We start from the raw sequence: 16,008 nt of genomic DNA, 5'->3' as shown, positions 1-16,008 counted from the left end.
CCGATGGGCCTGCGCCGCGGCCAGCTGCTCAGCCCTCCGCCGGAAATGCCGCCGGTCTGCGCCCGGCCTGTTTTCCGGGCTGCGGACTTCGCTGCTGTCCTGCTTCAGCCCCGGAGCGCTTCTATGTCACGCTCCGATGGGCCTGCGCCACGGCACACTGCACACCGCTGCGCAAAAAACACCTTTGGCCTGCGGCCAAACTGCTTTTTTGGCTGCGCGGTTTGCTGTGCGCCTGCTCCGGCTCCGGAGCGCTTCTGATTCTTACTTCTTATCGTCGTCCACGACGGTGTAGTCGGCGTCCACCACGTTGGGGTCGGTGCCGCAGCTGCCGCCGCAGTCGCCGCTGCCGCAGTTGCAGCCGTCGGCTCCGGGCTGGCCGCCCTGGGGATTGGCCTGCTGATACATCTTCTCAGCCACAGGATAGAACGCCTTGTTGGCCTCCTCGGTAGCGGCCTTGATGGCCTCCACGTCGCTGCCCTTCAGGGCCTCCTTCAGCTTGTTGATGGCAGCCTCCACACTGGCCTTGTCGGCAGCGTCGATCTTGTCCTTCATCTCGTCCAGAGCCTTCTCGGTCTGGTAGACCACCTGGTCGCCCTGGTTGCGGACGTCCACCTCTTCCTTGCGCTTGGCGTCCTCAGCGGCGAACTGCTCAGCCTCCTTGACGGCCTTGTCAATGTCCTCCTTGGACATGTTGGTGGAGGAGGTGATGGTGATGTGCTGCTCCTTGCCGGTGCCCAGGTCCTTAGCAGAGACGTTGACGATGCCGTTGGCATCGATGTCGAAGGTGACCTCGATCTGAGGCACACCACGGCGGGCGGGAGCGATGCCGTCCAGGTTGAAGCGGCCCAGAGTCTTGTTGTACTGCGCCATCTCACGCTCGCCCTGGAGCACGTGGACCTCCACGGAGGTCTGGTTGTCGGCGGCAGTGGTGAAGACCTGGCTCTTCTTCACGGGGATAGTGGTGTTGCGCTCGATGAGCTTGGTCATCACGCCGCCCATGGTCTCAATGCCCAGGGACAGGGGGGTGACGTCCAGCAGCAGCAGGCCCTTGACGTCGCCGGTGAAGACGCCGCCCTGGAGCGCGGCGCCCATGGCCACGCACTCGTCGGGGTTGATGCCCTTGAAGCCCTCATTGCCGGTGATCTTCTTCACGGCCTCCTGCACGGCGGGGATACGGCTGGAGCCGCCCACCAGCAGGACCTTATGCAGATCGCTGGAGGAGAGACCGGCGTCGCTCATGGCCTGGCGCACGGGGCCCATGGTGGCCTCCACCAGGTGGGCGGTGAGCTGGTCGAACTTAGCGCGGGTCAGGGTCAGGTCCAGATGCTTAGGACCGGTGGCGTCGGCGGTGATATAGGGCAGGTTGATGCTGGTGGAGGTGACGCCGGAGAGCTCGATCTTGGCCTTCTCAGCGGCCTCCTTCAGGCGCTGCATGGCGACCTTGTCGCCGGTCAGGTCGATGCCGGTGTCCTTCTTGAACTCGGCGGCCATCCAGTCCATGACGCACTTATCGAAGTCGTCGCCGCCCAGGCGGTTGTTACCGGCAGTGGCCAGAACCTCGATGACGCCGTCGTCGATGTCCAGGATGGACACATCGAAGGTGCCGCCGCCCAGGTCGTAGACCATGACCTTCTGGGCCTGCTCCTTATCCACACCGTAGGCCACAGCGGCGGCGGTGGGCTCGTTGATGATGCGCTTGACATCCAGACCGGCGATCTTGCCGGCGTCCTTGGTGGCCTGGCGCTGAGCGTCGGTGAAGTAGGCGGGGACGGTGATGACGGCCTCGGTAACAGGCTGGCCCAGATAGGCCTCGGCGTCCGCCTTCAGCTTCTGAAGGATCATGGCGCTGATCTCCTGGGGAGTGTAGGCCTTGCCGTCGATGTTCACCTTATAATCGCTGCCCATCTCGCGCTTGATGGAGATAACGGTGCGGTCGGGGTTGGTGATGGCCTGGCGCTTGGCCACCTGGCCTACCATGCGCTCGCCGTCCTTGGAGAAGGCCACCACAGAGGGGGTGGTGCGGTTACCTTCCGCGTTGGGGATGACGACGGCCTCGCCGCCCTCCATAACCGCTACGCAGCTGTTCGTCGTACCTAAGTCAATACCAATGATCTTGGACATAATGTGTTTCCTCCAATATATCGAAATTTATTTTAAACAAAGTGAAAATGGGATGTGGGCCTGTTGTCACGCTCCGGGCCCTCCGCGCTTCTTCTTAGTTTGCCACCTTTACCATGGCAAACCGGATGACCTTGTCACCGGACTGGAAGCCGGCCTGAAAGACCTCCACGACGGTATTTTCTCCGGCGTTTTCGTCCTCCACATGCATCACGGCATTGTGAAGGTTGGGGTCAAAGGTCTGGCCCAGCGCGGGGATCTCCTCGACGCCCAGCTTGGAGAGGACCTCCTTGAGACCATTCATGGTCATCTCCACGCCCTTTTTATAGGCCTCGTCGGCGGTCTCCTGCTTGAGGGCCCGCTCCAGGTTGTCATACACCGGGAGAAAAGCCAGCACGGCGTCCGACTTGGCGCTCTGGTAGGCGTCGGTTTTTTCCTTCTGGGAGCGCCGGCGGTAGTTGTCATACTCGGCGGCCAGGCGGAGGTACTGATCCTCCTTCTGGGCCAGGGTATCCTTGAGCGCCTCCAGCTCCGAGAGCAGAGGATCGGGGGTGTCCGTCTCAGGGGCGGCGCCCTCCGTGACCTCTTCGGTCACGGTCTCCGGCTCCATCTGCTCGGCCTGTTCCACGGCCTGCTCGTTCTCTTTCTTACTCAAAGAGGTTCCCTCCTATTATGTTTCATCGTTGCGTCCGTCCCCGGTGGGAAGTTCTCCCTGGCCAAACAGCCGGGTGAGACCCTCCGCAAAATAGGACAGGCGGGCGGTGATCTTTGCGTAATCCATCCGTGTGGGGCCCACGACTCCGATGATGCCCCGCATGCCGTCCCCAATGTCGTAGCTGGCCATGACCACGCTGGTATCCTTCAGCGCGTCGGCCACATTTTCCGGACCGATGAGGATCTTCATGGGGCCATCCTTGGGAATGGGGAAGCGGGCGGCGTCCTGGTCCTCGGAGAGATAGCTCATCAGGGGCTGGGCCCGTTCCAGATTCTGATACTCCGGAAGCTCCAGCAGATGGGCCAGACCCGCGGTGTGGACCCGACGGTGCTCCAGACCCTCCAGCACCTCCATGGCGAAGGAGACCACCAAGCTGATCAGGCCATAGGCATCACCGGCGGCATGCTGTGCCACCCGCATGAGTTCGGGCGTGATCTCCTCCAGAGTCAGATTGGTAAAGGTGGTGTTGAGCAGGGTGTTGAGCATCTGGAGCTGCGCCTCGGTCAGATCGGAGGGCAGCTGCACCAGCTTGTTGCGCACCAGATTGTTGTCGGTCATGACCACAATAAGGAAGGCGTTTCGCTCCACCATCAACAGGTCAAAGCGCCGGATGGTCACCCGCTCAAACCCGGATGAGAGGGCAAAAGCGGGATAATTGGTGAGACGGGAGACCACCCGTCCGGCCTCGGAAATGACGCGGTCCAGCTCCTGCATTTTGAGACGCAGGGCGCGGTTGATGCGCTCAGTCTCCTGCACGGAGAGCTGGTGCTCTTCCATCAGCTCATTGACGTAGAACCGGTACCCCTGGGGAGAGGGGATCCGTCCGGCCGAGGTGTGGGGCTTTTCCAGCAGGCCCATGGACTCCAGATCAGCCATCTCATTGCGGATGGTGGCCGAAGAGACCGAACGGTCCAGGGAGTCGGCAATGGCCTTGGAGCCCACCGGCTCGGCGGTGGAGATATAGCTTTCAATGATGGCACGGAGAATCCGCTTTTTTCGTTCGCTCAGATCCATGCGCATCACTTCCTTTGCGGCGGATTGGTTTAGCACTCTTTGTACCTGAGTGCTAAAGATAATGTACCACCCTCACCAGCAATTGTCAATAGGGGGGATGTAAATTAAATGTGAACGAAAATCCCGCCTTATGACTTGCATAAGGCGGGAGAGTCTGCTAAAAAAACTGGGCTCTTTTAAAAGGAGAGACAGGTCCCGGTATGGAGCGGTATGAGGCATCCGGGTTCCTGTTGGGCCATCAGATCAAAGGCCGGATGGCCGGTGCAGTGACCGGTACAGATCTGCTCCACCTCCAGCTCCTCGGCCAGCCGGCGGGAGAGGAGGCGCACCTGTTCAGGCTCTACGCCCAGGGAGCCCATCCCGGTCTTGCCCACCAGGTGGAATCCCCCCACAATGGCGTGGACTTTCTGGGTGGGAAAGAGGGCGCGCACCTCGTGGACGATGTGGGCGGCTCCGGCGTGGCAGCAGGAGTTCATCACCACCAGCCCGTGGGCGGTCTCGGCCACCAGGGACTGCTCGTGGGAGACCGCGTCGGGGATCAGGTGGAGCCCGGGGGCCAGAAGCCGGGGGCCGTCGGCCAGATCAAAGCGCCCGGCCCATTTGGTAAAGAGGTCCGGGTCCACACCGGCCGGGCGGCAGGAAGGATCGGCGGTGTCCTCCTGATAGGCCTGGACCGCGGCGGGGCGGGCCAGTACCGGGGCCTGTTGGTTGCGCCGGAAGAAGGCGGAGAACCCGCCGGCGTGATCGTCGTGGCCGTGGGAGAGGGCAGCCCGCTCCACCCGGCTCAGGTCGATGCCCAGCCGGTCCGCGTTGCGCACAAACAGGCCGGAGGTGCCGCTGTCCAGAAGATAGGAGTGGCCCTCGTAGTCCAGGTGCAGGGAGAGGCCGTGCTCGGCAATCAGGTGGTCGGGCGCGGAATTTTCGATGAGAACGGTGAGCCGCAGCATATAGATGCTCCTTTCCGGGGAAGAGGGCGGCGCTCAGGCGCCGGCGCGGGTGATGTCGTTGATCCAGGCGTGGGACCGGAAGCGGAGAATGCCCAGCGTGGACTTGACCAGCTGCTCCACCGTCACGGCCACATAGACCCAGACAATGTTCCAGCGGAGTACCAGGGCGAAGAAGGCGGCCAGAGGAATGGCCACCAGCCACATGGCAGACACGTCGATGATGGCGGCCACCCGGATGTCTCCGCCGCCCCGGAGGACGCCCACAGTGTTGGTGGTATCAAAGGAGCGCAGGGGCATCAGGCAGCCGATGAAGGTGAGGATGATGGTAGCGATCTCCGACGAGACCGGGGTGAGGTGGAAGAGGGGATAGACCACCACCGGCAGCCAGGTGTGGGCCGAGATCACCAGGAGGGTGCCGATCACGGCGCCGCAGAGGAAGGAGATGGTGTCCAGCGCGGCGGCCAGCTCATAGACCGTGGAGCGGCGGCCCGCGCCGATCTCCCGGCCGATGATGATGGCGGTGGTGTTGGCAATGGCCAGCACGGCCACGATGCAGATATCCTCGATGTTGCCCGAGATGGCCCGGGCGGCCAGGATCTGGGTGCTCCCCTCCATATGTCCCATGATGACCTTATACATGGAGGTGCCCAGACCCCACAGCATCTCATTGACCACCACGGGGGTGGCATAGCGGAAAAACTTCTGCACCAGCGCCCGGTCCGGGCGGAAGAGCACGGCGGGCTTGAGGCGGAAGCGGCGGTTGCACTTGGCATAGACCACCATGATGACGAATTCCACAATGCGGGAGGTGAGGGTGGCGATGGCGGCGCCCTCCACCTCCAGCCGGGGCGCCCCCAGGTTGCCGAAGATGAGCACCCAGTTCAGGAAGGTGTTGGTGCACATGGAGGCGGCGTAGATGCACAGGCCCAGCTTGGGATTCTCCATGCTGCGGTGGGCGCCGGTATAGACGCCGGTGATGCTGTTGAACAGATAGGAGAAGCCCACGATGCGGGCATAGCCCACGGCCAGGGGAATGAGCTCCTGGTTGTCGGTGAGCAGGCCGATGATCTGATAGGGGAAGAAAAAGAGGGAGGCGGCGAAGAGGGCGGAGATGGCGCCGGCCAGATAGAAGCCCACGCCCATGACCCGGTTGATGGCGTCGGTATCGCCCTTGCCCCAGTACTGGCTGATGAGTACGGAGGAGCCGCTTTGCAGCCCGAAGATGATCAGCTGAATGATGAAGACCAGGATATTGGCCTGGGCCACGGCGGCCAGGGGAGCCTCGCCGAGGCTGCCCACCATGAAGGTGTCGATCATGCCCAGGGATGTGGTGATGAGATTCTGGAACAGGATAGGCAAGGCCAGAAAGAGCAGATTCTGGTAGAAAGCCCGCCCCCGATTCAGATAAGAGAACATATGATGTGACCAAGCCGGCGATACCTCGCTCCGCCGGCGCCTTTCTGATGAAGTGTAAAATATGGAAGAGAAACAGACACGCGATCAGGCCCCCACACGGCTGGACCGGATGGCAGAGAGGGCGTCGGCCAGGGCGTCCACCTCGTCCCGGGTGCTGGTGGGACCGAAGGAGATGCGCAGCACCCCCATGGCGGTGCGCTTGGGCAGGCCCAGGGCGGCAAAGACATGGCTGGGCTTTCCCTTGTGACAGGCGGACCCGGAGGAGACACAGATCCCCTGGTCGCTCAGCGCCCGCACCAGCATCTCACTGGGATAGCCGGGCAGAGAGACGGAACAGATATGGGGGGCGTCCCCGGGTGTGACGATCTCCAGCCCCTCCACACGGGCCGGGAGCTGCTCCAGCGCATAGGCCTTGAGGGACTCCATATGGGCGCGGTATTCCGCCCCGTGGTCCATCCAGAGCCGGCAGGCGGCCGAAAGGGCCGCGATCTGGGCGGTGGGCTCGGTACCGGGGCGCAGTCCGCGCTCCTGTCCGCCGCCCCGCAGCAGGGGAGAGAGCTTGAGCCCGCTCCGGATATATTGGACGCCGATGCCCTTGGGAGCGCGGATCTTGTGGCCGCTCACGGTGAGCAGGTCCACACCCAGCTCCTTCACGGTAAAGGGAACTTTCAGAAAACCCTGCACCGCGTCGGTGTGGAAGAGGATCTCCGGCGCATACGCCTTGACGATGCGGGCACATTCCGCCACCGGCTGAAGGGTGCCCAGCTCGTTGTTGACCAGCATCATGGAGACCAGCACCGTGTCCTCCCGCAGGGCGGCGCGCAGGTCCTCCGGCGAGATCCGGCCCTGCCGGTTGGGCTTGAGACGGGTCACCGACCAGCCCTTGCCCTCCAGGGCCTTGATGGGCTCCAGCACAGCGGAGTGCTCAATGGCAGTGGTAATGATATGACGGCCCCGCCGCCGCCCATGCTCCACCGCGGCCTGGATGGCCCAGTTGTCCCCCTCGGTGCCGCAGGAGGTGAAAAAGACCTCCTCCGGCGTGCAGCCCAGGGCCTCAGCCACAACGGCCCGGCGTTCCTCCAGCCGCTGGGCGGCCTGCTGGCCGAAGGCGTGGCGTGCGGAAGGATTGCCGAATGCGGCGGTCATCTCCTCCAGAGCGGCCTGCGTGGCCTCCGCGCAGACGGGAGTGGTAGCGGCGTGGTCCAGATAGACGAACATAGAACCTTATTTCCCCCTTGTTGGATCGCAAAAAATCACATGACACAGAATGAAAATATTGTATCGCCCGCTGTGCGGAAAGTCAAGGAAGGAGCATTTTGCAGATTCCTTAAGAGAAAAGAGAAGTGGTTAGCAGATGAAAACCGGGGTCGGAGAGGCGCTTTTGTGTATTGTGACAGGGAAAGGAATGGAGAAGAATCAATAGTCTGGCAGGCCCAAGCAAGGGATCAGACTTGACAGTATATAAAAAGGGTCCTATACTGAAGTCGATAACCTAGAAAGAAGGTATGAAAATGAGCGCCATTGCGTTGAAAGAGGGCGTCTGGTCGGTGGGTGTGCTGAATCCATCGCTGCGCGTCTTTGATATTGTGATGGAGTCCAAGTACGGGACTTCTTACAATGCCTATCTCCTGACCGGAGAGAAAAATGTCCTCATTGAAACGGTACATACCGACTATTTTGAGGAATATGTGGAGAACATTGAACAGGTGATCCCGCTGGAGCGGGTGGACTACCTCATTATGAATCACAACGAGCCGGACCACTCTGGCAGCGTGTCCAAGCTGCTGGAGCGCTGCCCCGACCTGAAGATCTTCTGCACCGCGGCTGGAAAGAAGCATCTGGAGGACATCACCAACCGCACCTTCCCGGTGCAGGTGGTCAAGGCGGGGGACACCCTGGATCTGGGCGGAAAGACGCTGGAATTCATTCCGGCCCCCATGCTCCACTGGGCCGATTCCATGTTTACCTGGGACCCGGCGGACAAGGTGGTATTTACCTGTGATTTTCTGGGCGCCCATTTCTGTGAGCCCACCATGCTGGACAGCAAGATCCATGACAAGGCGGCCTATGCCGGGGAGCGTCACTTCTATTATCAGTGCATCTTCGGACCCTTTGCCTCCTATGTCCAGGCTGGTCTCAGCAAGCTGCCCGCCGAGGCGGAGATGGCCTGCACCAGCCACGGCCCCGTGCTGACCGAGACGCTGGAGGAGTGCAAGGCGCTCTACCGCCAGTGGAGCACGCCGGTCCCCAAGGAGGGGAAGACGGCTGCCATCATCTACGCTTCCGCCTATGGATGCACCCGGGCGCTGGCCCAGGCCGCTGCCGAGGCGCTGGAGGAGATGGGCATCCGCACCGTACAGCACGATGTCACCATGGAGAGTCTGGACGCCTGCGCCGCCATCGCCAACGAGGCCGATGTGGTTCTGGTGGGTTCTGCCACCATCAACCGGGACGCGCCCAAGGCGGTATGGGATGTGCTGGGCTCCATCGACGCCATCAACACCAAGGGCCGCGCGGCCGGCGCTTTTGGCGCCTACGGCTGGAGCGGCGAGGCACCCGGTATGCTTCAGACCCGCCTGGGACAGCTCAAGTTTGCCACCCCGGCGGAGGCCTTCCGTGTGCTCTTCACGCCGACACAGTCCGATCTGGACGCGATGAAGGACTATGCCCGCTCCGTGGCGGCCCTGTTGAAATAAACCATAAAAAAGGAGATTAGAAACCATGGATAAGTATGTCTGCGGCCCCTGCGGCTATGAGTATGACCCCGCGGTGGGCGATCCCGACAACGGCATCGCTCCCGGCACCCCCTTTGAGGCTCTGCCCGAGGACTGGGTTTGCCCGGTCTGCGGTCTGGGCAAGGACGTCTTTGAGAAGGCGTAATTCCAACTTGGAACACTGCAAAGCCCCGGAACCATCTGGTTCCGGGGCTTTCTGCATCAAAATCGGTTCTGCGTGCCCGTGGGGATCACACCGGGAGCACGCCGGTATAGATGAGTACCTGGCAGAGCAGGGAGGCCGTCTCCTCCCGGGTGGCGGCGTCCTGAGGAGCGATCTGTTCGGGGCTGTCCCACAGGAGAGAGAGGGGCTGTCCAAAGAGATTCTGATGTCCGTTGGTCAGGAGCCACACGCTCTCCCGGGCCCAGGGGGCGTAGGTGCGGAGGGCGGCGCTGTCCATGGTGTCCTCCGGTATGCCCTTGGAGGCCTCGTAGAAATTGAGGCTGAGATCCTCGGCCAGGCGGGCGAGAATGGAGAAGAGCTGCTCATGGGTCACCGGGTCATCGGGGTGGAACTTCCCCTTTCCGTCGCCGGAGAGAAGGCCCAGCTGCTCCAGAGCATAGACCGAGGGACCATACCAGCTGTCCATGGACACGTCGGAAAAGACGGCGGGGCTGGAGGGCATATTGCAGTTGAGGGCCGCGGCCAGCATGGTGGCAAGCTCTGCCCGGGTCAGAGAGTCCTCCGGATGGAAGGTCCCGTCCCCGGTGCCGGAGAGGATCTGATAAGAGGCCAGCAGGTCGATGGACTCGGCATAGGGGCTGGCCGACGTGTCGGAGAAGGAGCGGTCCAGGTAGGTCAGGCCATAGGTCTGAGCGGCCTCTTCCGGGGAGACACAGGTCCAGCCGTTGGAGCCGCCGGTCCCCTGCCACAGGTCCACTGTGGGGGGGATGGCCGAGAGCAGCTGCGCAAAGGCGTCCCGGTAGGCCGGACTGGAGGCCTGTTCCCCGTCGATGTACCAGCGCCAGCCCAGATCCAGCCGGTAATATCCGGCGGTGTCGCCGTCGGGCGGGGCGGCGGAGAGGAGGATGGCCACCTCGTCGGCCAGGTCGGGGTCTACCAGCAGGTGGGGGATGATCCCGACGGTGTCGGTGGTGGCTCCGGCAGGGGAGAAGTAGCGGTTGGTGGTGATCTTCATGGCGTCCCCGTCCGGGAAGTAGTCGGGATAGACGCTCTGGTCAAAGAGGGTCTGTGCCACACCCTTTCCAAAGGTGCGGCCACCCACCACGATCCCGGCATTCAGGTCCCGGATGCAGGCCGAGAAGAGCTCAGAGGAACTGGCGGTATATCCGTCGGAGAGGACGATGACCGCTTTGTCGGTGAGGGGGGACAGGGAGGAAGAGAATGCACCGTAGGAGCCGGAGCCATCCCGCAGATAGCCCGTATTCTGCGCGTCGGTAAAGGCGCTGACCGCCTGGGAGGCCGCCGAGGTCAATCCGCCCCCGTTGCCCCGCAGGTCCATGACCCAGACCCTGGCCTCATCCTGGTAGGCGGAGATCCCCTCCTGGATGTGGGGATAGGTGTCTGTACCAAAGGTGGTGCACTCCAGATAGCCCACACGTCCCTCCACCAGGCGGGAGGTGGTGGTGGGGATCGTGATGGCGGCCCGCGTCAGGGTGACCGTGTGCTTCTCCTCTCCGCGCTGGTAGGTGACCGTGACCTGAGTGCCGGCCTCTCCCTGGATCCAGGAGGACACCTGTGCGGCATCCACGCCCAGAGTGGAGCGGCCGTCCACCGCCACGATCCGGTCACCCTCCCGCAGCCCGGCAGCCTGGGCGGGAGAGCCCTCCAGCACGGAGGTGATGGTCATTCCGTCGGTGCCGGCGATGGAGACCACGCCGATCCCCACCAGACTGGCATCCTCCATGGAGGAGAGAAAGGCCTGGTATTCTTCTGCCGTAAAATACTGGGTATAGGGGTCCCCCAGCTGTTCCAGCATGGCGGAGATGGAGGTCTGGTCCAATACCTCCTGGGGTACGGGGTCAATATAGGCGTCTGTGAGCAGGGTGCGGGCCTGCTCCAGGGTGAGAGCTTGTGCGGGGAGCGCCAGCAGGGAAGCGAGAAACATACCCGACAGGATACGGGCGCAGCGGCGTCGATTCATCAAAAAGGGCCTCCTTGATTATGTTAACGCTATTTTACAACAAAATGGGAATGAGGACAATGCCTCATTCCCATTTTTTACAGCTTACCTATATTTGGAACTCAGGGGACAAAGTACAGGTTGTGCACGCCCAGAATCTGCTCCACCGGGGCAAAGGAGACGCCGGAGGCGGCATAGGCCTCCTCACCGTCCAGGGCGAGGGTGTAGAGGGTCTGTCCGTCCTGGCTGACGGTCACCTGGTCCGGGGACTGGGCGTCCCAGGAGACGGTGCAGCCCAGCTCTTCAGCCACTGCGCGGACGGGGAGCATGAGCTTGCCCTCCTGGAGCTGAGGCAGTTCCTGCTCGGAGAGCTCCAGCTCCGCTCCGTTGAGGGAGACCGACTGGAGATCGGCGTGGATCCAGCCGGCATTGCCGCCGTCCAGAAGAACCAGGGTCTCAGGGGTGGTCTGGGCGGGGTAGGACTCGGCTACCATGTCGTACCAGCCCACCACATAGTCGCCGGGGATCAGCTCGTCCAGAGAGAGGCCGGAGACCTTGGTCTCATCCGAGAGGTGGTAGACCAGATCCTCCGTGCCGATGGAGACCGAATCGCCGTCCCGGGTGACCGAGGTCACCCGGCGGGCCATGGGCACTCCGTAGTCGGCGGGGATGGAGGCCAGGATCAGGGTGGCGCCCGCCTGGGCAGGCTCACTCAGCGTCATGACCGGGGTGGAGTAGATGTAGAGAGACTCCCCATCCCGGAGCTGATCGGCGGTCATGGGCTCGCCGGTGACCGCATTGAGGATGACCGTCTGGTCGGAGATGTGATAGAGGATATCCTGCTCGGTCTCGCCGCCGGCGTGGAGGAGCACAGAGTCTCCGGAGAGCTCAGAGGCGGTCCCCCAGCGGTAGATCCAGCCCAGCTGCTCGGGCAGCTGATAGGAGGCGGTCCCGGTAGGGGCCTGGGAAGAAACGCCGCTTTCCGGCTCGGCGGCCAGGGCGGGGGTGAGCAGCAGCGCGCAGCTCAGCGCGGCACAGACGAGAGTTTTCATAGAAATGGCTCCTTTCCTTACTTGGGATGATGTGCTTTAGACGGAAGGAGCGCCGGAAAGGTTCCGCCCAGACGGAGATTTTTTGGGAAAAAGATGGAGGACCTCCCTCACTCTTCGCCCACGATGCGCACGGCGGTGCCGTAGGAGGTGAGCTCCGCGGCACTCTGCATGAGGGAGGAGCTGGCATAGCGGATGTTGATGACGGCGTCGGCCTCCATCCGCTCGGCCTCGTCTACCATGCGCTTGGTGGCGATCTGGCGGGCCTCATTGAGCAGCTGGGTGTAGCTCTCAATCTCGCCGCCCACCAGGGTCTTCATCCCGGCCATAAAGTCCTTGCCGAAGTTTTTGGACTGGACGACCGAGCCCTTGACCAGGCCCAGGGCCTGGATCTTTTTGCCGGGGATGTAATCAATATTGAGAAGCAGCATCTTCTTCTCCTACTTTGATTTGTTGGATGCGCTGGAACAGTGCCAGCAGTACGCCAATGATAAATACCATGGGGATGGCGGCCAGGATCACGATGAGCCACAGGGGAGGGGCCTCCTCCGGGCTGATGGTAAAGCCCCAGACGATCAGCGCCATGACCCCGGCCATCAGCAGGATAAAGACCAGAGCGGCGGCCACCGGGCCCACGTAGCGGATGCGGGTGTCGTTTTTCCGGATGTTCATAAAACGGGTCCCCTCCTGTTCCATCTGCTCCATTTCGGCAAGCCAGGCCTCGGCGTCCAGGGTGGCAAGCTGGGCCTGGGCGTCGGCCAGGCGCTGGCAGAGCGCACCCATGGTGGCGAGGTTGTGTTCCTCCCGCCGCAGCTGGATCACATGGCGGCGGAGCACGTCGTCCAGCGTCAGAGAGCCGTGCTGGAGCCGGCGGATCTCCTCCAGAGGAACATCCAGCTTGCGCAGGAGCTTGATCTTGCGCAGGACCTCCACCTCCTCCTCGCCGTAATCCCGGTAGCCGTTGTCGCTGTTGCGCTGGGGGGTGAGCAGTCCCTCCTTTTCATAGAAGCGGATGTTGCGCTTGGTGATGCCCACCCGCTCCTCCACTTCATTGATCTTCATGTCCGATCCCTCCTCTGATGAGCGTATGATACACCATGCACCGGGTAGAAGGTCAAGTGTTTTTTCCTGGAAGGGAGCGCCCGGAGAACGGAAGCTTGTCTCCGGGCGGAAAGCCTGCTATAATGGGGCAAATCTCAGGATGGGGCGGACCGTGCGCCGATCTGCGCAGGCCAGGATACCCGTCGGAGGAGGGTTTTTGTGCATAAGCCAACCTTACATCGGGTGTATTCGCCTTCCCAGGGGGAGGATCGAGCCCTCTCCCGGATCGGCTGGGCGCTGCTGGCCTATCTGCTCACTGGCATTCTGGTCCAGGCCGGTGTGCTGCTGGCAGCCAGAGTGTGGCTGCCCTGGCTGGCCCGGGACCCGCTCTTTCAGTGGCTGCTGTCGGTATGCAGCTCCTATGGGGTGTCCTTCCCGGTATTTGTCTGTGTGCTGGGACGGGGCGGGGATGACCCGGAGCGGCAGGGGGAGGTCCTCTCACCCGGAAGGCTGGGGGAGACCTACTGCATCGCGCTGGCGGTGCTCTATGGCGGGAGCGCGGTGGGGGCGATCCTCCGGGGCCTGCTGGGCACCGTGACCGGATGGTGGGGGACGGACCCGGTGGAGAGCATCCTCTCCTATCCGCTTCCCCTGAGCCTGCTGCTGACCGGCGCTCTGGCGCCCATCTTTGAGGAGCTGATGTTTCGGGGGCTGATCCTGGAGCGGCTGCGCCGGTACGGAGACGGCTTTGCAGTGGCTGCGTCGGCGCTGCTCTTCGGCATGGTGCATGGGAATCTCTTTCAGATGCCCTATGCCTGTGCGGTGGGGGTCGTACTGGGGTGGGTGGCCGTGCACACCGGGCGCCTGTGGCAGTGTATCCTCCTCCACGCGGGGATCAATCTGCTCTCCAGCGGCGTATTTCCCCTGGCAGAGCGGCTGGGCATCGGGGCTCCGGTCTATGCGGGGATCTGGCTTTTGGTGGGCATCGGGGTATGGCGGCTGATTGCCCGGCGGGGCGAACTGGGGCAGCTGGTCCGGACCATGGGGAGCCCGGGGTGGGGAAGGCTGCTGCGCAGTCCCGGCATGCTGGCCTTCAGCGTCTGGACCGTCCTGTCCTGCCTCTTCTATCTGATTGCATAGAGAAAGGTCTGGCCGCAATGCGGCCAGACCTTTTTTAGGCGTATGTTATTTTGCCTGCGCAGCCAGCTCGTGGTTGATATCGTCCTTGTGTACGATAAAGGTGCGCCACCAGAAGATGCAGAAGAAGAGGATGGCGGCCACGATGCCCACGGGGTAGGCAATGGAGGTGGACAGGTGCAGGCACTCGGGAGCCTGGAAGAAGTAAGTGATGGAGACCGCGGACATGAAGGTCGCGGGGATGGCGGCCATCAGGCTGGCGATGGGAGGATAGCCGTACTTGTGGATGAACACGCCGCCGGTCCACAGAACGATCATGGCCAGGGTCTGGTTGGACCAGGAGAAGTATCTCCAGATCATGGAGAAGTCCAGCTGGGATAGGATGGCGCCTACGGCCAGCAGAGGCACGGCCAGGAAGAGACGGGTGGTCATCTTGGACTGGTCAATCTTGAACCAGTCAGCGATGGTAAGACGGGCGGAACGGAACGCGGTATCGCCGGAGGTGATGGGGCAGGCGATGACGCCGATCATGGCGAGGACCGCGCCCACAGGGCCCAGCAGACCGTGGCAGATCTGGTAGACGATCTCGCCCTGGTTGTTGTTCACCGCGGCCAGAGCACCGGAGAGACCGGCAGCGCCGTTATAGAAGGAGACACCCGCAGCGGCCCAGATCAGGGCGATGATACCCTCGGCCACCATGGCGCCGTAGAACACGGTGCGGCCCTCCTTCTCGGAGGTGATGCACCGGGCCATCATGGGAGACTGGGTGGCATGGAAGCCGGAGATGGCGCCGCAGGCCACGCTGACGAACATCATGGCCCAGATGGGCTTTCCATTGGGGTCTTCGTTGGCGAAGTGATCCCACAGCTCGGGCATCTGGTAGCCGCCGAAGATGATGCCGCCGGCAACGCCCAGAGCCATGATGATCAGGCAGATGCCGAAGATGGGATAGAGCTTGCCGATGATCTTATCGATGGGCAGGAAGGTGGCGCACAGGTAGTAGAGCAGGATGACCACCAGCCAGAACTTGGCGTTGAGCACGGTGGGAGTCAGGCTGGCCAGCAGGCCGGCCGGGCCGGTGGAGAAGGTGGTGCCCACCAGAACCAGCAGGACCACAGAGAAGATGCGCATAATAAAGGTGATGACACGGCCCATGTATTTTCCGACTACCTCGGAGATGGAGGCGCCGTCCTCGCGCTCACTCATCATACCGGAGAGGAAGTCGTGGACGCCGCCGCCCAGGATGGTGCCGAACACGATCCACAGGTAGACCACGGGGCCCCAGCAGGCACCGGCCAGTGCGCCGTAGATGGGGCCGAGACCGGCGATGTTGAGCAGCTGGATCAGGAAGATCCGCCAAGTTTTCATAGGCATGTAGTCCACGCCGTCCGGATGGACCACGGCCGGGGTCTGCCGGTCGTCGATGTGGAACACATGCTCCATCAGCTTGCTGTACGTGAAGAAGCCCACGATCAGCAGGACCAATGCGACCAAGAATGAGATCATGAAAATCCCTCCTTCAAAAGTTCCCGCAGGAGAGAAGCACACACATTCCGCTCCCCCCGCAGATCCGGATGGGCTGCCCTATGCGGGCCCAGCCTCCGGAAGCGGTTCCCATTATAATCTTTGTGCATATTATTTCAAGAAGCGAAATAAACAGAAATATTCGGTTGATTTTTGTCAATTTTACAAGACGGACCAGTCCGAAAAAAA

The 16,008-nt window shown here is 62.3% G+C and carries 14 protein-coding genes; 3 read left to right on the top strand and 11 right to left on the bottom strand.

Features of this window, described 5'->3' with window-relative positions; all coding sequences use genetic code 11:
- Positions 1 to 261: 261 nt before the first annotated feature.
- The 6 genes from dnaK to GPK94_RS05125 all read right to left on the bottom strand — a co-directional run bounded on the left by dnaK (position 262) and on the right by GPK94_RS05125 (position 7,428).
- Positions 262 to 2,121 (bottom strand): molecular chaperone DnaK, encoded by a 1,860-nt coding sequence (gene dnaK, locus GPK94_RS05150; protein WP_101691176.1) that lies wholly within the window; start codon positions 2,119 to 2,121, stop codon positions 262 to 264.
- Positions 2,122 to 2,215: 94 nt separating this feature from the next.
- The gene (gene grpE / locus GPK94_RS05145; RefSeq protein ID WP_101691177.1) at positions 2,216 to 2,773 is read right to left on the bottom strand and encodes a nucleotide exchange factor GrpE; all 558 of its coding nucleotides are present in this window, start codon (positions 2,771 to 2,773) and stop codon (positions 2,216 to 2,218) included.
- Between the two features lie 15 nt (positions 2,774 to 2,788).
- Positions 2,789 to 3,847, bottom strand: a complete 1,059-nt coding sequence (hrcA, locus tag GPK94_RS05140) for a heat-inducible transcriptional repressor HrcA (protein ID WP_215654877.1) — start codon at positions 3,845 to 3,847, stop codon at positions 2,789 to 2,791.
- A gap of 176 nt (positions 3,848 to 4,023) precedes the next feature.
- Positions 4,024 to 4,794 carry an MBL fold metallo-hydrolase gene (locus tag GPK94_RS05135; RefSeq protein WP_215654875.1) on the bottom strand — a complete coding sequence of 257 codons (771 nt, stop codon included), beginning with the start codon at positions 4,792 to 4,794 and terminating at the stop codon, positions 4,024 to 4,026.
- A gap of 33 nt (positions 4,795 to 4,827) precedes the next feature.
- Complete coding sequence (locus GPK94_RS05130) at positions 4,828 to 6,210, bottom strand: MATE family efflux transporter (RefSeq protein ID WP_195279419.1); 1,383 nt, start codon at positions 6,208 to 6,210, stop codon at positions 4,828 to 4,830.
- A gap of 84 nt (positions 6,211 to 6,294) precedes the next feature.
- Positions 6,295 to 7,428: a cysteine desulfurase family protein gene (locus GPK94_RS05125; RefSeq protein ID WP_215654873.1), complete on the bottom strand. Its 1,134-nt coding sequence runs from the start codon at positions 7,426 to 7,428 to the stop codon at positions 6,295 to 6,297.
- Between the two features lie 293 nt (positions 7,429 to 7,721).
- Here GPK94_RS05125 and GPK94_RS05120 point away from each other — a divergent pair, with 293 nt between their 5' ends.
- Entirely contained in the window at positions 7,722 to 8,906 is a 1,185-nt protein-coding gene (locus GPK94_RS05120) for an FprA family A-type flavoprotein (RefSeq protein ID WP_101691182.1), read from the top strand.
- Positions 8,907 to 8,931: 25 nt separating this feature from the next.
- Positions 8,932 to 9,090 (top strand): rubredoxin, encoded by a 159-nt coding sequence (gene rd / locus GPK94_RS05115; RefSeq protein WP_101691183.1) that lies wholly within the window; start codon positions 8,932 to 8,934, stop codon positions 9,088 to 9,090.
- Positions 9,091 to 9,175: 85 nt separating this feature from the next.
- On the opposite strand, the gene GPK94_RS05110 is transcribed toward rd, so the two are convergent.
- The 4 genes from GPK94_RS05110 to GPK94_RS05095 form a co-directional block, all read right to left on the bottom strand.
- Entirely contained in the window at positions 9,176 to 11,089 is a 1,914-nt protein-coding gene (locus tag GPK94_RS05110) for a S41 family peptidase (RefSeq protein WP_215654871.1), read from the bottom strand.
- Positions 11,090 to 11,190: 101 nt separating this feature from the next.
- Positions 11,191 to 12,120 carry a stalk domain-containing protein gene (locus GPK94_RS05105; RefSeq protein ID WP_215654869.1) on the bottom strand — a complete coding sequence of 310 codons (930 nt, stop codon included), beginning with the start codon at positions 12,118 to 12,120 and terminating at the stop codon, positions 11,191 to 11,193.
- Between the two features lie 107 nt (positions 12,121 to 12,227).
- Positions 12,228 to 12,548 (bottom strand): YbjQ family protein, encoded by a 321-nt coding sequence (locus GPK94_RS05100; RefSeq protein ID WP_101691186.1) that lies wholly within the window; start codon positions 12,546 to 12,548, stop codon positions 12,228 to 12,230.
- Positions 12,529 to 13,179, bottom strand: a complete 651-nt coding sequence (locus GPK94_RS05095; RefSeq protein ID WP_215654867.1) for a MerR family transcriptional regulator — start codon at positions 13,177 to 13,179, stop codon at positions 12,529 to 12,531. The genes GPK94_RS05100 and GPK94_RS05095 overlap by 20 nt, the downstream gene beginning before the upstream one ends.
- A 198-nt stretch (positions 13,180 to 13,377) precedes the next feature.
- Here GPK94_RS05095 and GPK94_RS16390 point away from each other — a divergent pair, with 198 nt between their 5' ends.
- Entirely contained in the window at positions 13,378 to 14,298 is a 921-nt protein-coding gene (locus GPK94_RS16390; protein WP_215654865.1) for a CPBP family intramembrane glutamic endopeptidase, read from the top strand.
- Positions 14,299 to 14,343: 45 nt separating this feature from the next.
- On the opposite strand, the gene GPK94_RS05085 is transcribed toward GPK94_RS16390, so the two are convergent.
- On the bottom strand, positions 14,344 to 15,801 hold the full coding sequence (locus GPK94_RS05085; RefSeq protein ID WP_101691189.1) for a carbon starvation CstA family protein: 1,458 nt from the start codon (positions 15,799 to 15,801) through the stop codon (positions 14,344 to 14,346).
- Positions 15,802 to 16,008 lie beyond the last annotated feature (207 nt).

The sequence above is a fragment of the Pseudoflavonifractor sp. MCC625 genome (genome assembly GCF_018784545.1).
Lineage (GTDB): Bacteria > Bacillota > Clostridia > Oscillospirales > Oscillospiraceae > Pseudoflavonifractor_A > Pseudoflavonifractor_A gallinarum.
Note: the sequence above shows the minus strand (reverse complement) of the source record. Positions and strands in the feature narration are given on the sequence as shown.

Excerpts from the sequence above, each read along its gene's own strand:
- dnaK (WP_101691176.1), bottom strand. The coding sequence starts at position 2,121 with ATGTCCAAGATCATTGGTATTGACTTAGGTACGACGAACAGCTGCGTA.
- hrcA (WP_215654877.1), bottom strand. The coding sequence starts at position 3,847 with ATGGATCTGAGCGAACGAAAAAAGCGGATTCTCCGTGCCATCATTGAA.
- GPK94_RS05135 (WP_215654875.1), bottom strand. The coding sequence starts at position 4,794 with ATGCTGCGGCTCACCGTTCTCATCGAAAATTCCGCGCCCGACCACCTG.
- GPK94_RS05130 (WP_195279419.1), bottom strand. The coding sequence starts at position 6,210 with ATGTTCTCTTATCTGAATCGGGGGCGGGCTTTCTACCAGAATCTGCTC.
- GPK94_RS05125 (WP_215654873.1), bottom strand. The coding sequence starts at position 7,428 with ATGTTCGTCTATCTGGACCACGCCGCTACCACTCCCGTCTGCGCGGAG.
- GPK94_RS05120 (WP_101691182.1), top strand. The coding sequence starts at position 7,722 with ATGAGCGCCATTGCGTTGAAAGAGGGCGTCTGGTCGGTGGGTGTGCTG.
- rd (WP_101691183.1), top strand. The coding sequence starts at position 8,932 with ATGGATAAGTATGTCTGCGGCCCCTGCGGCTATGAGTATGACCCCGCG.
- GPK94_RS05110 (WP_215654871.1), bottom strand. The coding sequence starts at position 11,089 with ATGAATCGACGCCGCTGCGCCCGTATCCTGTCGGGTATGTTTCTCGCT.
- GPK94_RS05105 (WP_215654869.1), bottom strand. The coding sequence starts at position 12,120 with ATGAAAACTCTCGTCTGTGCCGCGCTGAGCTGCGCGCTGCTGCTCACC.
- GPK94_RS05100 (WP_101691186.1), bottom strand. The coding sequence starts at position 12,548 with ATGCTGCTTCTCAATATTGATTACATCCCCGGCAAAAAGATCCAGGCC.
- GPK94_RS05095 (WP_215654867.1), bottom strand. The coding sequence starts at position 13,179 with ATGAAGATCAATGAAGTGGAGGAGCGGGTGGGCATCACCAAGCGCAAC.
- GPK94_RS05085 (WP_101691189.1), bottom strand. The coding sequence starts at position 15,801 with ATGATCTCATTCTTGGTCGCATTGGTCCTGCTGATCGTGGGCTTCTTC.